Raw genomic sequence first — 15,786 nt, forward strand, 5'->3', positions numbered from 1 at the left:
CGTTGACGACGTCCCGCTCGTTGTCCCGCGCGTTGACCACAGGCATTGCACCCCCCTTACGAGTCATGATGACTCGTAAAGATTAATTCGAGGCATCTTGCCTTGTAAAGTGGATTCATGGAAAGGACACCCGGACGAGGGAGACCCCGCAGCGAGACCGCCCGCCGTGCCGTGCTCGACGCGGCGCTGCGCCTGTGCCAGAGCGGCGGCTACCAGGCCCTGACGATGAAGGCCATCGCCGAGACGGCCGGAGTGGGCCGTCAGACCGTGTACCGGTGGTGGCCCGCCAAACAGGACGTCCTCATCGACGCGTTGCGCGACCTGCGGCTGCGCAGGTCCGAGCACCTCGATCCGGACAGCGGCGACACCCTCGCCGATCTGCGTACGCTGCTGACGGCCACCTTCGCCCTGGCGAACGGCCTGACCGGCAAGGCCTTGACCGGCCTCATGTCCGAGGCGCAGCACGACCCGCACCTCTCCGACCGCCTGCAGGCCACGGTGCTGGGTCCGCGCAGGCACGCCCTCCGTCTGGTCCTGGCCCGCGGAGTCGAGCGCGGCGAGTTGGAGGAGGTGGTCCCGCTCGACCTGGCGGTGGATTTCGCGTTCGGCACCATGTGGTACCGCCTGATAAGCCACCACGCACCCGTGGACGCCGAGGCGGCCGAGCAGATCGCACAGGCGCTGGCCGCCCTGCTCCGCCGGAAGGAGCCGGGCGCGGCCCTGCATCACCGGGGTGCGTCCGGCACCACACTCGTCAACGCGGCGCCCGAGCCACCCACTGACGGGTGAGGTAGGCCAGCCGCGCCGGGTTCGCGACCGTGCGTATGCCCACCATGCCCCGTTCCCCGAACTCCGGCGCGAGGACGCCCACCACCTCGCCCCGTGCCGTGCCCACCACCGCCGCGTCCCCGTTGACCTCGGCCACGGTCCCGGTGATGCCCTCCGGCGCCCGTGCGCGCAGGCCGGTCAGAAAGCGTCCGACCTTCACCGCGCCCAAAACGGGCCGCCGGACCGCCCCCGGCTCCCAGCCCCCGTCGGACCAGGCCACCACGTCATCGGCGAGCAACTCCTCGACGGCCGCCCGGTCCTCGTCGAGAACCGCCCGCAGCAACTCCTCCACCGCTTGCCGCCGCTGCTCGCCGCCTGCCTCGGTCCTGGCCGGCGTCTCGCTCTCCCGTACCCGCTGCCGGGACCGCCGCAGCAATGACCGACAGCGCTCCTCCGGCAGCCCGAGCACCGCGGAGGCGTCGGCCGGCCCGTAGCCGAACTGCTCCCGCAGTACGAATGCGGCCCGCTCGGCCGGCGACACGCGTTCCAGCACGACCAGTCGCGCCATGGAGACCGACTCCCGCGCCCCCGGAGTGTCCATCCGGCCCAGCGCGCCGGCGCCGGTGAGCACGGGCTCGGGCAGCCAGGCCACGGCGTGCCCCTCACGCCGTCCGCGCGACGCCGTCTCGGCCCGCCGTATCGCCTCGCCGACGACCTCACCGACGAGCCGGGCGCCGCTCGGGCCGTCGGCTCCGCCTCCGCCGTCCTTGCCGCGCCGGTCCCCCGGCGCGAGCAGCGTCGACACGATCGCTTCCGCCTCGCACGCCGATCCGAGCATGCGGTACGCGGCGCCGAACAGCCGCACCCGCATCGCCTCGGCCGCACGGTCTTCGGCGGCAGGGGGCAGCGGGCCTGTCTCCGGCCCGTCGGCCGACGCGACATGACGCGCCGCCGTCTCCGTGCCGGTCGGTTCGTTTCCCCTCAGACCGTCCACGCCTGCATCACATCCACCACGTCGCCGGCAACGGACAGCACGTCCGAGTCGAGTTCGGCACGGTCGGACAGCCGGGCCACCGATCCCTCCCGGTACTTTCCGTGCTCGGTCGCCGAATCCCACATGGACAGCACCAGGAAGTCGCTTCCGGTGCCCTGGCCGAAGACGCCGCGCAGCATGCCCGGCGACCCGGCCATGGCGGGATTCCACACCCGCTCCTGCATCGAGGTGAAGTGGTCGATCCGGTCCGGGCGCACCTTGCACAGCGCGACCCGCAGCAGATCGACGTCGTCGAACCGCGGTTCGAAGCCCACCTTCACATCGAGCCGGTGCTCGAAGAGGCGCACGGCGAGCATCTCGAACGTGCCTTCCTGCGCGGCCGCGATGCCGTCGTGCGGGCCCGCCATGAACGCGTCGTACGAACCGCGCTCGTCCCAGAAGGCGAAAAGGTGCGCCACCCCGGGCTGGGCCCGGCTCCAGCCACCGCCCTGGCCGCGGAATCCGGGCTGACTCCTGAGCGCGGCCCAGCCGCGCTGACCCTGGTCGAACCGGGCCCTGTCGAGGACCCCGCAGCGTATCCACTTCACCAACACCGCGCCATCGTAGTGGCGTTGAGCGCACGCTCAGGACCACGGCCAAGGCCTGCCAGAAGGTCACCGCACCGCCCGGCTTCAGCGTTGCAGCCTCTCGCCCGGCCCCGCCGCGGCGAAGGCCGCCTCCAGGCCGTCGCCGCCCTCCGTGGGCCGACGGCTTCCGGCGCGACACCCGGCCCGGAGATCTTGGTCAGGACACGCGGCCGACCGGATGCTCCCCGGGCTCGTCGAAGGCCGGGGCGGTGAGCGGAACGCAGCACCGTCACCAAGCGGGCCGAACACGAATGGGGAGCCGTTCACTCGAACGGCTCCCCATCGACTCGTACGATCACCCGGTCATGTGCGACCCGGTCGGCCGACCGTCAGGTCGCCGCGTCCCCGGCGACGGCCGATCCCACACGGTCCCGGGTGCCCGCTGTCAGCTGCACCCGCTCGTGGAGCCGCAGCCCTCGCACAGGTAGCAGCTTCCGGCTCGCCGCATCTTCGTGCCGCAGGAGAAGCACAGCGGCGCGTCCGCGTTGAGCCCGAGCTGGATCTCCAGCAGCTCCGTGGAGCTGTGCGCCTCCCTGGGCGCGGGCTGGGCCGCCTCCGGCTTGGCCGCCGAAACCGGCTTCCGCTGCGACTCGACCTCACGCGGAGCGGACTGCGCCAGGCCCTCGACGTCGACTTCCTCGTCGGTGGGCTCGTAGGACCCCGTGTCCAGATGCCGCTGCCGCTCCTCGGCTGAGTGGATGCCGAGAGCCGAACGGGTCTCGAAGGGCAGGAAGTCCAGCGCGAGGCGGCGGAAGATGTAGTCCACGATCGACTGCGCCATCCGCACGTCCGGATCGTCGGTGAGTCCGGCCGGCTCGAAGCGCATGTTGGTGAACTTCGAGACGTACGTCTCCAGCGGGACGCCGTACTGCATGCCGACGGACACGGCGATGGAGAAGGCGTCCATCATGCCCGCCAGGGTGGAACCCTGCTTGGACATCTTCAGGAAGACCTCGCCGAGGCCGTCGTCCGGGTAGGAGTTGGCCGTCATGTAGCCCTCGGCGCCGCCGACGGTGAACGACGTGGTGATACCCGGGCGGCCCTTGGGCAGGCGCTTGCGGACCGGACGGTACTCGACGACCTTCTCGACCGGCGCGGGCGCCTGCTCGGCCGCCGAGGTCTCCGCAGCGGCCTGCTTGTTCTTCTTGGCGGACAGCGGCTGACCGACCTTGCAGTTGTCGCGGTAGATCGCCAGCGCCTTCAGACCCAGCTTCCAGCCCTCGAAGTAGACCTGCTCGACCTCCTCGACGGTGGCCGACTCGGGCAGGTTGACCGTCTTGGAGATGGCGCCGGACAGGAACGGCTGCGCGGCCGCCATCATCCGTACGTGACCCATGGCGGAGATCGCCCGCTCGCCCATGGCGCAGTCGAACACTTCGTAGTGCTCGTGCTTCAGCCCCGGCGCGTCGATCACGTTGCCGTGCTCGGCGATGTGGGCCACGATCGCCTCGATCTGCTCTTCCTGGTAACCCAGCCGCTTGAGGGCGGTCGGCACCGTGTTGTTGACGATCTGCATCGAGCCGCCGCCGACCAGCTTCTTGAACTTGACCAGGGCCAGGTCGGGCTCGACGCCTGTGGTGTCGCAGTCCATCATCAGGCCGATGGTGCCGGTGGGCGCGAGCACGGACGCCTGTGCGTTGCGGAAGCCGTGCTTCTCGCCGAGCCGCAGCACGTCCTGCCACGCCTCTGTGGCCGCCGCCCACACCGGGGTGTCCAGGTCGTCCATCCGCTTGGCCGCCGCATTGGCGTCGGAGTGCTGCTTCATGACCCGCTTGTGCGCGTCGGCGTTGCGGGCGTAGCCGTCGTACGAACCGACGACCGCGGCCAGCTCCGCGGACCGCCGGTACGACGTCCCGGTCATCAGGGAGGTGATCGCACCGGCCAGCGCCCGGCCGCCGTCGGAGTCGTAGGCGTGGCCCGTCGCCATGAGCAGGGCGCCGAGGTTGGCATAGCCGATGCCCAGCTGCCGGAAGGCGCGGGTGGTCTCACCGATCTTCTGGGTCGGGAAGTCCGCGAAGCAGATGGAGATGTCCATCGCCGTGATGACCAGCTCGACGACCTTGGTGAACCGCTCGGCGTCGAAGGACTGGTGGCCGGCGTCGTCGTGGCGCAGGAATTTGAGCAGGTTCAAAGACGCCAGGTTGCAGCTCGAGTTGTCCAGGTGCATGTACTCGCTGCAAGGGTTGGAGGCCGTGATCCTGCCGGTCTCCGGCGACGTGTGCCAGTGGTTGATCGTGTCGTCGTACTGGATGCCGGGGTCGGCGCACGCCCAGGCGGCCTCCGCCATCTTGCGGAACAGCGACTTGGCGTCGACTTCCTCGATGACCTCGCCGGTCATCCGGGCGCGCAGGCCGAAGGAGCGGCCGGACTCGACGGCCTTCATGAACTCGTCGTTCACCCGGACGGAGTTGTTCGCGTTCTGGTACTGCACGGAGGTGATGTCGTCTCCGCCCAGGTCCATGTCGAACCCCGCGTCACGCAGGGCGCGGATCTTCTCCTCCTCCTTGACCTTGGTCTCGATGAACGCCTCGACGTCCGGGTGGTCGACGTCCAGGACGACCATCTTGGCGGCGCGCCGGGTGGCGCCCCCCGACTTGATGGTGCCCGCGGAGGCGTCAGCGCCGCGCATGAACGAGACCGGGCCCGAAGCGTTGCCGCCGGAGGAGAGCAGCTCCTTGGAGGAACGGATGCGCGACAGGTTCAGGCCGGCACCCGAGCCGCCCTTGAAGATCATCCCCTCTTCCTTGTACCAGTCGAGGATCGACTCCATGGAGTCGTCGACGGACAGGATGAAGCACGCCGACACCTGCTGCGGCTGCGCGGTGCCCACGTTGAACCAGACGGGCGAGTTGAAGCTGAAAACCTGGTGGAGCAGCGCGTACGTCAGTTCGTGCTCGAAGATCTCGGCGTCCGCGGGGGACGTGAAGTAGCCGTGCTCCTCGCCCGCCGCCCGGTACGTCCGCACGACCCGGTCGATCAGCTGCTTCAGGCTCTTCTCCCGCTGGGGGCTGCCCACCGCGCCGCGGAAGTACTTGCTGGTGACGATGTTGACCGCGTTCACCGACCAGAAGTCGGGGAACTCCACACCACGCTGCTCGAAGTTGATCGAGCCGTCGCGCCAGTTGGTCATGACGACGTCACGGTGCTCCCAGACCACCTCGTCATACGGGTGCACGCCCGGGGTGGTGTGGATGCGCTCGATACGCAGGCCCTTGCTCGCCTTCGACCCCTTGGTACGGGAACCGCGTGCCGGGCCGCTCGCCGTCTCTGTCATTCCGCCTCCCTATACGGGCGAAAACGCCCTGATGTGCGCGGATCTTCCCGCAGCACGGTGTTGTCTGGCGCCGGAACGCCCCTGGCGCTCCGGCAAGATCCGGTTCCTCAGCCGCTCAGTCGGCGGCCGCGGGCGTGGCGACTCCGAGCTCCTCGTCGAGCCCGCCAGGAGTGCTGGGGGGCAGCTGCTCGCGCAGCTCCCTGATGGCCCCCTCGAAGTCCTCAAGCGAATCGAACGCGCGGTACACGGAGGCGAACCGCAGGTAAGCGACCAGGTCGAGTTCCTGGAGCGGACCGAGTATCGCCAGCCCCACGTCGTGGGTCGACAGCTCGGCGCTGCCGGTGGCCCTGACCGCCTCCTCGACCCGCTGGCCGAGCTGCGCGAGGGCGTCCTCGGTGACGGGACGTCCCTGGCACGCCTTGCGCACACCCGCGATCACCTTGTCGCGGCTGAACGGCTCGGTCACCCCGCTGCGCTTGATCACCATCAGTGACGCGGTCTCCACCGTGGTGAAACGGCGGCCGCAATCCGGACACTGGCGCCGACGGCGGATCGACGCCCCGTCGTCCGTCGTCCGACTGTCGACCACACGGCTGTCGGGGTGCCGGCAGAAGGGACAGTGCACGCTTCCAACCCCCTTCCCCACCCACGGTGAACGCACGACGACAAGGCTCCCGCAAGGCCCGTACAGGCCTCCGAAGCACCACTCATACTAGCCACGCGACCACAACTTGTGGTGGCCAGGTCCTATCCAACCACTAGATCTGGTGCCCTTGCACCACCGGGGTGGGGTCCGCGTGTCGCCACCACGGTGCGGATCCGGGGCGCCTCGGAGTGTAGGCGCACGGGCCGACCCGCGGGCGACCGCGCGCCGCCGGGACGGCCGGGGTGCACACTGCTCCAGGAAGCCACCGCGGTCCACGCGGTTCGGACGACGACCCGTCGGGCGCTCGGCCGGCGCACGCCACGGCCGGCCTCCGACCGGTCCACAGCCGGTCCGCAGCCCGTCCGCAGCCCGTCCGCAGCCGTCTCCGGCGGACCTCGGCAGCGAACCAGGTAATCGAACTTTCATTCGATCCATACACCCGGTACCTTGATCACGTCAGCGGATTTATGCAAATTCACTCGAACGTGTGTTTGGCGCAACCTTTCGAAACCCACTACCGTTGTACTAACCGCCCGTGCCGAGAAGCGGGCCGACCGCAGCCATGCGGTGGAGAACAACGTGAAAGGGGCCGCCGTGACCACCACCGCAGAGAGCGCCACCTCGACATTGCCCGCCCATGACCGATCCCCGGATCGAATCGGCCCGTTGGACATGATGAACGAAGACACCGCCCCGAAGCCCGCGCGCTCCCTCCCCGGACGGCCCCCGGGCATTCGCGCCGACAGCTCCGGACTCACCGAACGGCAACGACGGGTTATCGAGGTCATCAGGGACTCGGTGCAGCGCCGTGGATATCCGCCGTCCATGCGGGAGATCGGCCAGGCCGTCGGCCTGTCCAGCACCTCCTCGGTGGCCCACCAGTTGATGGCCCTCGAACGCAAGGGATTCCTGCGCCGCGACCCGCACCGCCCCCGCGCGTACGAGGTCCGGGCCTCGGACGCCGGCCACCCGCAGCCCACCGACACCGCGGGAAAGCCGTCCGCGTCCTACGTACCGCTGGTCGGCCGGATCGCGGCCGGTGGACCGATTCTGGCGGAGGAATCCGTCGAGGACGTCTTCCCGCTGCCGCGCCAGCTGGTGGGTGACGGCGAACTCTTCGTCCTCAAGGTCGTCGGTGACTCGATGATCGAGGCGGCTATTTGCGACGGCGACTGGGTGACCGTGCGCCGCCAGCCCGTGGCGGAGAACGGCGACATCGTCGCCGCGATGCTGGACGGCGAGGCCACCGTCAAGCGCTTCAAGCGGGACAACGGCCACGTGTGGCTGCTCCCGCACAACGCGGCCTATCAGCCCATTCCTGGTGACGAGGCCACCATTCTCGGCAAGGTCGTGGCGGTGCTCCGCCGCATCTGAGCGACCCGCTCCCACGTGCCCCGGAACCGGCGTGGCGGTTCCGGGGCTGCGTCGTCATCACGAGGCGCGGCTGTCCTGCGGCCCCTGGATCCCCTCAGTCCTTGGCGCCTGCATCAATGGCCGCGAGTGACCTGCGCACCTGATTGCGGTCGGTCGTGTACCAGAATTCCGGCATGGAGGTCCGCAGGAATCCGCCGTAGCGCGCAGTGGCCAGCCTCGGGTCGAGGACGGCCACCACACCTCGGTCCCCACTCGCCCTGATGAGGCGGCCGGCCCCCTGTGCCATCAACAGCGCGGCGTGCGTGGCCGCCACCGCCATGAAGCCGTTGCCCCCGTTCTCCTCCACCGACTTCTGCCGGGCGCTCATCAGCGGATCGTCAGGCCGGGGGAAGGGAATGCGATCCATGACCACCAACTGGCAGTTCGGACCGGGCACATCCACCCCCTGCCACAGCGACAGCGTCCCGAACAGGCAGGTGCGGGCGTCCTGCGAGAACCTCCGGATGAGCTCTCCGAGGGTCTCCTCGCCCTGCAGCAGCACCGGGTGGTCCAGCCGGCCCCGCAGCGCCTCCGCGGCGGCCTGGGCGCCACGCATGGACGAGAACAGCCCGAGCGTGCGGCCCCCGGCCGCCTCGATCAGCTCGGCCAATTCGTCCAGCATGTCCTCACGGCTGCTGTCCCGGCCTGGCTGGTTCAGATGCCTGGCGACATAAAGGATGCCCTGCTTGCGATAGTCGAACGGAGAGCCCACGTCGAGGCCCTTCCACGGCGGTACGTCGTCGCCTTCGGTGCCCTCGGGGGCGAGACCCAGGGACGCCGCCACACCGTTGAAGTCGCCGCCGAGCTTGAGCGTCGCCGAGGTGAGCACCACCGACCGCTCGGTGAACAGCTTTTCGCGCAGCAGCCCCGAGACGGTCAGCGGTGCCACCCGCAGCGAGGCTCCGAAGCGGTCGTGGCGCTCGCACCACACCACGTCGTACTCCGAGCCCTGCAGCAGCCGCTCACTGACCTCGTGGACGTGATCCACCGAGGCCAGGGCCTGTTTGCGAACGGCGTCCTCGTCCTGCACCGACTTGTCACGGGTGTCGCCGAGCGCGGTGATCACCTGACGGCACGCGTCCCGGAGTGCGGCCAGAACGTACCCGAGATCCTCCGGGATCTCCTCAAGGCGTCCGGGCAGGGCCAGCTCCATCACCCGCTCGAACCCCTCGCCCGCGCTCAGCAGGGCGTCGGCCGCCTTCTCGTTGACGAGCTTGGCAGCCCGTTTGACGGCCCTGTTGACGCCGATCGGGGACAGTTCCCCGGTGGCGACCCCGGTGACGCGGGAGACGAGCTCATGCGCCTCGTCGATGATCAGCACCTCATGGCTCGGCAGCACCGGCGCTCCCTCGATGGCGTCGATGGCCAGGAGTGCGTGGTTGGTGACCACGACATCCGCCAGCTTGGCGCGCTCGCGGGCGGCCTCGGCGAAGCATTCGGCGCCATAAGCGCACTTGGTGGCTCCCAGGCACTCCCGGGAGGTCACCGACACCTGGCTCCACGCCCGGTCCGAGACGCCGGGGGTGAGACCGTCGCGGTCCCCGGTCTCCGTCTCGTCCGCCCAGTCCCGCAATCGCAGCAAGTCCTGCCCGAGCTTGCTGGTCGGCGCCGCGGCCTCGAAGGGGTCGAAGAGGCCGTCCTCCTCGTCCTGGGGTACGCCCTCGTGCAGGCGGTGCAGGCACAAATAGTTCGACCGGCCCTTGAGCATCGCGTACTGCGGTTCGCGGCGCAGCAGCGGTTTGAGGGCCTCCACCGTGCGCGGCAGGTCGCGCTCCACCAGCTGCCGCTGCAGAGCCAGGGTGGCCGTGGCCACGACCACCCGCTCACCATGGGCGAGGGCGGGCACCAGATAGCCCAGGGACTTGCCGGTGCCGGTGCCGGCCTGGACGAGCAGGTGCGACTGATCGTCCACAGCGGCGGCGACGGCCTCGGCCATGGCGACCTGGCCGGCCCGTTCCACACCGCCGACGGCGGTCACGGCGGCGTGCAGCAGGTCGGTGAGCGCTGGGGATCCCTCCGCGGCGGACGGCGGGGCGCTGTCCGGTTCTTCCGCCGCGTCCTGGAGGCTGGTCGTGGTTTCCATAGGGAGGCCAGCCTACGGCGAATCACTGACAGCGCGGCCCCGGTCACCGCGCCCGACGGGTGGACCGGTGACCGGTCGGACGGGACGGTTCCCGTCGCCCTGGCGCGATCCGCGCCCTGCCGTCGTCGGTCGGTCCCGTCCCGTTCGCGGGACCTCCGCCGTCGCGCGGTGCTAGCTTCTGGTCACATGCAGTGCGAGAGCCGTTTGACGCTGGATGCCTCCGCCGCCGACTACGTCGTCGATGTGGCGAACGTGGTCCGCGAACCGGCGCTGGGCGGTGACAGAGCGGCGGATCTGTCCCGGCTCGAAGGGCTGCTGGACGCGCTCGCGGTGTTCTCCCGGGATCCCGCGGTGCAGGTCTACGCCGTCGCCGACCGCTCGCTGCTGACCGACGGGCGGCTCACCCCCGCGGAACGCCGGCGGCTCGACCGCTGGTACGAGGACCGGCTCCTCGAAGTTCTGCCGCGTGCCGACGACCGGATTCTGGAACTCGCCGACGCTCTGGAGCTCAAAGTGGTCAGCGGGGACAATTTCCTCGATTTCCACCGGGCATATCCATGGATTCCCGGCAGTCGCGACCGATTTCTGCGCCCATTTCCGGAGTCCGACGGCCGGATAGGCATACGGCCCCGTATTATGCCGGTTCCACCCGAATGGGAAGTTTCACGCAAAGAGGAAGAGGGCATTCTGCTCGAAGCCGGGGTCCTCCGCCGCTGGGCCCCGTCGACGCACGCCTTCGTACTCAGCCGCGACTGGCGCTGCCCGGAACCCGGCTGTCCGCTGTTCGGCGCCGGTGACCGGCCCAGTAACGCGCTGCCTCGCCGTCGCCGGGACAAAGTGGTCTGCCCGGCACATGGCGTGCCGCTCACGGACACCGGTCCGCTGCCCCGCCGCACGCAGGTCAAGGTGGTCATGGACGGCACCGTCAGGGGCCGGTTCATGGTCACGGCGGGGGAACCGCTGGCGGTCGGCCGCGCCCCGGCCGGCGGAGGTGTCGCCCTCGGCGCATGGATCGACGACACGGCGGTGGACTCGGTCAGCCGCACCCATGTGGTCCTGACCTACGACGGCAAGGGCCTTTCCGTCGTGGACGAACGCAGCGCCAACGGCACGAGGGTGCGGCGGGTGCGGCCCACCGGTGACGAGTTGTTCCCGCTGTACCGCGGCGTCGTCTGGAAGCTCCGCCAGGGCGATTCGATCGTGCTGCACGACCGGCTGGAGCTGCTGCCCAGCGGCCGCCGGTTCGTCTTCGAGGAGGACGCGACAGACGGTACGGTCGGATTCCGGGACGCCGGCTCCGCCGCGGGCCCGACAATGGTGGGCGTGCCGACGGGTCCGTCGGGGCAGGACAGCCATCGGGACGACGCCGGCGAGCGACGCCAAGGCCCGCCGGGCGCTGACGGGCCTTTCGAGCCGCACGACGGGCGTGACGAGCAGAGTTGAGTGAGGACGGCGTGGCGGGCGAGGTCGGGGTCGGTACGGTCCTCAGCGGCCGGTACCGGCTGGAGCAGTCGCTGGGCAGCGGGGGCTTCGGGCAGGTGTACGCGGCTTGGGACACGCGGCTGTCCCGCCGTGTCGCGGTGAAGGTACTGACGCTGCGCTCGGAATGGGCCGACGGCGCCCGCCACGAGCGGCAGGGACGATTCCGCCGGGAGACCGTCGCCGCGGCGGCGCTCAGCCACCCCAACGTGGCCACCGTGCACGACGCGGGCGCACACGAGGGCAGGCCGTTCCTCGTCATGGAGTTGCTCAACGGCACCGACTTCCGGCAGGTGCTGCTGGAACGCGGGGGGCTGCCGGTCGCGGACGTGCTCTCGTACGGGGCGCAGATCTGCGCGGGGCTGCGGCACGCCCACGAGCACGGCCTGGTCCACCGGGACATCAAGCCGGAGAACCTGATGCTGCTCCCGGACGGCACCGTCAAGATCTGCGATTTCGGCCTCGTGGCGCACCGCGACTCCGCCTTCACCCGGTACACCGACGTGCACGCGGTGATGGGTTCGCCGCCCTTCTTCTCGCCCGAACAGGCCCAGGGCCGGGAGGTCACCGCTCAGTCGGACCTGTACTCCCTGGGGTGCGTGCTGTACGCGATGCTCGCCGAAGGGCCTCCCTTCACCGCGGGCAACGCCGTCGGGTATGCCTACGCGCACGTGCACGAGACACCGGAGCGGATCGAGCACCGCCGCCCGGACGTTCCCGCCGAACTGGCGCACCTGGTGCACAGACTTCTGGCGAAGCGCCCGCAGGACCGGCCGGCCGGCGCGGACGAGGTGGCGTCCCAGCTGCGGGCGATGCAGCGGTTCGTCTCGGCGCCCCGCAGCCCCACGGCTCTCGACGACGGAGCCCGCCACGTGGTGTGGACGATGCTGGAGGAGGGCGAGGGGCTGCTCGCCCGGGGCAGGTTCGCCGATGCCGACCGGCGCTACTGGCAGGCCCTGCAGCAGATCGCCCGCCAGGGCGCGGAGGATGAGCCGGCCTCGTTCGCCGCCCTGTTCGGCCGGGCACGTGCGCTGGAGGGGCGCAACGGAGTGGTCGCGGTGTCGCGCCGGCTGGAGGAACTGGCACGGAACACCGAGCTTGCGCTGGGCTCCGACCATCCGCTCACGCGTTGCGTGACGGCCTATGCGGCGGCCAGGGCCGACCATCCCCGGTCCGGTGGCTCCGCGACTCCGGACGGTCGTTGACGGCCCCTCAAGGCAGCACGTAGACGTTGACGTCGGCGGCCAGGCGGATCTTGTCTCCCGGACGCAGGGGCGCCCGGTCGCCGGGTCCGAGCCGGTAGCCATGGGCGAAGGTGCCGTTGGTGGAGCCCTCGTCCGCGATCCAGGCGGTGCCGTCGGCGTCCACCCCGACCGTCGCATGCAGCCGTGACAGGTTGTCATGGGCGGCGAGGAAGGCGACCGCCGGACACAACTGCGGATCCCGGCCGAGCCGTATGCGGACCCCCGGTTCCACCGGAACGATCTCACCGCCGGGGAAGGACAGCCGCAGGGCGCTGGGCGGGGTGTCCCGGCGGGTCAGGGCGGGGCGGGGCAGCAGGCCGGCGCTCATGGTGAGGACCCGCGTGTCCTCGGCGTCCGGATCCACCTGCGGCAGCACGGCGGTGGGGTCGGGATCATCCTCGCCGTTCCGTGACGGCGGCGTCATCAGCGAAAAGGGCACCAGGCATCCTCGGCACACCAGTTGGCCCGGCTGTGCGCCGGCCGTGCCGCACTCCGGGCAGACACCGGTGGCTGTCTCTGGCATCCCGCCCCCCTTCGGTCCCTCCCACGGGCGCGTCGGCGTTCGCGCGCCGCGGTCATGTCGCTACGGCGATCGTATCGATGTCAGGGGTGGGCGAGTCAGGAGATGTGGAGGGGGTTGTGGACAGTGCCGTGGACGGCGGCGTGCGGACGATCGCAGCGGTCGCGGTACCCGTCGAGATGGAGGCGGTTGCGGTTCAGGCACAGCCGGTCGATCCGCGGGGTGAGCAGATCGAACAGGGCGAAGCGCTCCTTGAGTTCGGGGAAACGCTCCTGATAGCGGAGGATCTCGTCTCGGGCCATGGCCCAGAAATCGGATTCCGGCACGCCGAGTTGCCGCTCGCACAACGGCGCCAGGTAGCGGAACACTCCGACGAACAGCCCCGAATGGATGAACTGCGTCAGGAACTCGGGAGGTTCGGTCAGGAGCACCGACCGCACCTCCTCCGGCATGGCGGCAAGCTCGGGAATCGGTTCGGCACTGATGTTGATGTCGTCGACGAAGTCCTTCACCGCCAGGCGGACCGGGATGTCGTGCTCGTCGTAGATCACGACCGCGTTCTCGCCGTGGGGCGAGAACACCGTTCCGTAGCGATAAAGGAAGTGCAGCAGAGGCGGCAGCAAGGCCGCGAAGAAGTGGCGCAGCCAGACTCGCGGGGCCAGCCCCGAGCGGTCCACGAGTTCCGCGGTGAACGCCCGGCCCTCCGGATCGACGTGCAGCAGCGCGGCCAGCGTTCGGGCGCGCTCGCCGGCCTCCAGGTGGACGGCCAGCGGCTCGCGCCAGATGCAGCCGAGCAGTTCCCGGTATTGGTAGGGGACGGTGGGCAGCTTGTCGTACTGCGGGTGGGCGACGGCGATGGAGGCCACTTCACCGAGGAGGATCACCCGCGTCTCGTCACGCAGGAAGCGGTCGTGATCGCGCAACCGGTGCACCCAGGCAGTGACGGCGGGCGCGGCAAGGGTGCGTTCGGTGGGCAGGCCGCGCCAGACGAGCGTGTTCAGAACGGACAGCGGCAGCTTGACGGAGCGGCGCTGTGGGCGGCTGATGTTGAGGAAGGTGCGAATGGACTGTTGCGGGAGCCTGAGGTCGTTGTCAGTGGTGAGGTGCAGGATGGACTTGTCGGCGATCGCGGGCGCGAACAGGGGGGCCACGACCTGGTCCCACTGCCAGGGGTGGACCGGGAGCAGCAGGTAGTCGGCGGGGTCGCGGTCATGGTCGGCGATGTTGTGGCGGAAGGCGTCGAGCGTGGCGGGAGCGAGTTCCTCCGCGTACAGCAGATCGGGGGTGGCCAGCGTGGCGATGCCGCGGTATTCGGCGAGGTCGCGGTGCACGGCGATCCAGGGCAGCCGGTGGTGCCTGCGCGCTTCGGGGGCCCATTGGGCGGCGTCGGCGTCCGAGAATCCCATACGCCCCTTGTTGGCGATCAGCCACGGATGGCCGGTCTGGTACCCCTCGAGTTCGGCGTAGTCGAGGTCGGCGAGGTCGGCGGCGCCGAGCGCGGCGGCGTTCAGGCGTACGTCGGCGCTCAGGGTGGCCAGCAGTTCCTTGATCAGATGTCCTGTGGTGTCCCCGGTGAGCGCGAGCACGGTGTCGTGGCCGTGTGCCAGGAAGTGCAGCGGATCCCCGGTGGGGCCGATGCTGTCGGGGTCCACGTACCAGCTGCCGTACGAGCCCCGGCGCGCGCGGAACCGGTACGTGACGTCGTCGCTGAGGACGAGCCGGTACGCGGTGCGCCCCGCAGCCGGCTCCGGGACAGGAGTGATCACCTCTTCGTACGCGAACTCGGCGAGCATCTTGGCGAGCAGGCGCCGGGCCGCATGCTGCCAGGCGGCGGAGTCGGACGAGGGGGAGATGATCACGATGGGCTCCTGCGCGGCTGGACGGGTTCGGGCTTCGGGCGGAGGTCAGAGGTCGAAGGTCGGGTCGGTGGAAGACGGGGTCGGGGCGGCGGAGGCCGATGTACTTGGCGACGACACGTCACAGCAGGTGGCGCAGCGAGCGTTCGCGGATCATCAGGGCGGCGCGCTTGCCGGGGAGATCGACCTCTGCGGAGAAGCGGAAACCCGCGGTCAGGAACGCGGACACGGAGGGGGTGTTGCGCAGGTCCGGCTCCGCGACGACGCGGGTGCACAGCGGCCGGTGGTCGAGGATCAGTCCGGACACGGCGCGCAGGAGGGTGCTGCCCAGGCCACGGGCACGGTGGGTGACGCCGCCGATGAGGAGGTGGATACCGGTGTCGTGCGGCTTCGCCGGGTAGTACCGGGCGATCGGGTCCAGGTCCGCGCGGTAGATCTCCCAGTAGCTCATCGGCGCGCCCCTGAGCACCCCGAGGCAGGGGACGCTGCGGCCGTCGCCCTGCAGCTGCGCGCCCACGTGCCTCTCGGTGATCCGTTCCTCGCCGTCTAGTTCCCAGAATTCGGCGACAGCCGGGTCGTTCATCCACCGGGTGATCAAGATCAGGTCGCGGGCCGGAACGACCGGGACGAGCCGGAAATGGCCGTGCGGGGTGTTCGCCGCGCTCCAAGCGGCGATGTGGTCGAGCAGGTCCGCCCAGTCGTCGGTGTCGTCACGATCCCTGTCCGCCGGTGGGATGAAGGTTTCCTCGCCGAAGCGGCCGATTGCTTCGGGAGGGATCTTCAGATCCAGGGTGTCGTCGGTGCTTGGGTCGGGGGATGGCAACGGAATTCCTTCCTCTGCTGGCTCCCCTGCGGGATTCGGATGGTCGCGCCGGATGGGAGC

The 15,786-nt window shown here is 70.0% G+C and carries 12 protein-coding genes; 4 read left to right on the forward strand and 8 right to left on the reverse strand.

Annotated elements, in window-relative coordinates; all coding sequences use genetic code 11:
* Nucleotides 1-117: 117 nt before the first annotated feature.
* Nucleotides 118-789, forward strand: coding sequence for a TetR/AcrR family transcriptional regulator (locus K7G61_RS15395; protein WP_225847388.1), 672 nt, complete (start codon nucleotides 118-120; stop codon nucleotides 787-789).
* Here the strand turns inward: K7G61_RS15395 and K7G61_RS15400 are convergent.
* The 4 genes from K7G61_RS15400 to nrdR form a co-directional block, all read right to left on the reverse strand.
* Nucleotides 755-1,762, reverse strand: a complete 1,008-nt coding sequence (locus tag K7G61_RS15400) for a sigma factor-like helix-turn-helix DNA-binding protein (RefSeq protein WP_225847389.1) — start codon at nucleotides 1,760-1,762, stop codon at nucleotides 755-757. The genes K7G61_RS15395 and K7G61_RS15400 overlap by 35 nt on opposite strands.
* Complete coding sequence (locus K7G61_RS15405) at nucleotides 1,750-2,355, reverse strand: YdbC family protein (protein WP_225847390.1); 606 nt, start codon at nucleotides 2,353-2,355, stop codon at nucleotides 1,750-1,752. The genes K7G61_RS15400 and K7G61_RS15405 overlap by 13 nt, the downstream gene beginning before the upstream one ends.
* A 418-nt stretch (nucleotides 2,356-2,773) precedes the next feature.
* The gene (locus K7G61_RS15410; protein WP_225847391.1) at nucleotides 2,774-5,662 is read right to left on the reverse strand and encodes a vitamin B12-dependent ribonucleotide reductase; all 2,889 of its coding nucleotides are present in this window, start codon (nucleotides 5,660-5,662) and stop codon (nucleotides 2,774-2,776) included.
* A gap of 115 nt (nucleotides 5,663-5,777) precedes the next feature.
* Nucleotides 5,778-6,287, reverse strand: coding sequence for a transcriptional regulator NrdR (nrdR, locus tag K7G61_RS15415; RefSeq protein ID WP_225847392.1), 510 nt, complete (start codon nucleotides 6,285-6,287; stop codon nucleotides 5,778-5,780).
* Between the two features lie 615 nt (nucleotides 6,288-6,902).
* On the opposite strand from nrdR, the gene lexA reads away from it, so the two are divergent.
* The gene (lexA, locus tag K7G61_RS15420; RefSeq protein WP_225847393.1) at nucleotides 6,903-7,682 is read left to right on the forward strand and encodes a transcriptional repressor LexA; all 780 of its coding nucleotides are present in this window, start codon (nucleotides 6,903-6,905) and stop codon (nucleotides 7,680-7,682) included.
* Nucleotides 7,683-7,776: 94 nt separating this feature from the next.
* On the opposite strand, the gene K7G61_RS15425 is transcribed toward lexA, so the two are convergent.
* A complete protein-coding gene (locus tag K7G61_RS15425) occupies nucleotides 7,777-9,804 on the reverse strand; it encodes an ATP-dependent DNA helicase (RefSeq protein ID WP_225847394.1) in 2,028 nt (675 codons plus the stop codon).
* Between the two features lie 186 nt (nucleotides 9,805-9,990).
* Between K7G61_RS15425 and K7G61_RS15430 the strand changes: the two genes are divergently transcribed.
* Nucleotides 9,991-11,247 carry an FHA domain-containing protein gene (locus K7G61_RS15430; RefSeq protein WP_225847395.1) on the forward strand — a complete coding sequence of 419 codons (1,257 nt, stop codon included), beginning with the start codon at nucleotides 9,991-9,993 and terminating at the stop codon, nucleotides 11,245-11,247.
* On the forward strand, nucleotides 11,244-12,488 hold the full coding sequence (locus tag K7G61_RS15435; protein WP_225847396.1) for a serine/threonine-protein kinase: 1,245 nt from the start codon (nucleotides 11,244-11,246) through the stop codon (nucleotides 12,486-12,488). The genes K7G61_RS15430 and K7G61_RS15435 overlap by 4 nt, the downstream gene beginning before the upstream one ends.
* A 7-nt stretch (nucleotides 12,489-12,495) precedes the next feature.
* Here K7G61_RS15435 and K7G61_RS15440 read toward each other — a convergent pair whose 3' ends face one another.
* From K7G61_RS15440 to K7G61_RS15450, 3 genes are all read right to left on the reverse strand, one after another.
* Entirely contained in the window at nucleotides 12,496-13,050 is a 555-nt protein-coding gene (locus K7G61_RS15440; RefSeq protein ID WP_225847397.1) for an FHA domain-containing protein, read from the reverse strand.
* Between the two features lie 95 nt (nucleotides 13,051-13,145).
* The gene (locus K7G61_RS15445) at nucleotides 13,146-14,906 is read right to left on the reverse strand and encodes an IucA/IucC family siderophore biosynthesis protein (RefSeq protein WP_225847398.1); all 1,761 of its coding nucleotides are present in this window, start codon (nucleotides 14,904-14,906) and stop codon (nucleotides 13,146-13,148) included.
* A 118-nt stretch (nucleotides 14,907-15,024) separates the two neighbouring features.
* On the reverse strand, nucleotides 15,025-15,726 hold the full coding sequence (locus K7G61_RS15450) for a GNAT family N-acetyltransferase (protein WP_263984406.1): 702 nt from the start codon (nucleotides 15,724-15,726) through the stop codon (nucleotides 15,025-15,027).
* Nucleotides 15,727-15,786: the final 60 nt, after the last annotated feature.

The sequence above is a fragment of the Streptomyces sp. HPF1205 genome (assembly GCF_020400825.1).
Classification (GTDB): Bacteria; Actinomycetota; Actinomycetes; order Streptomycetales; family Streptomycetaceae; genus Actinacidiphila.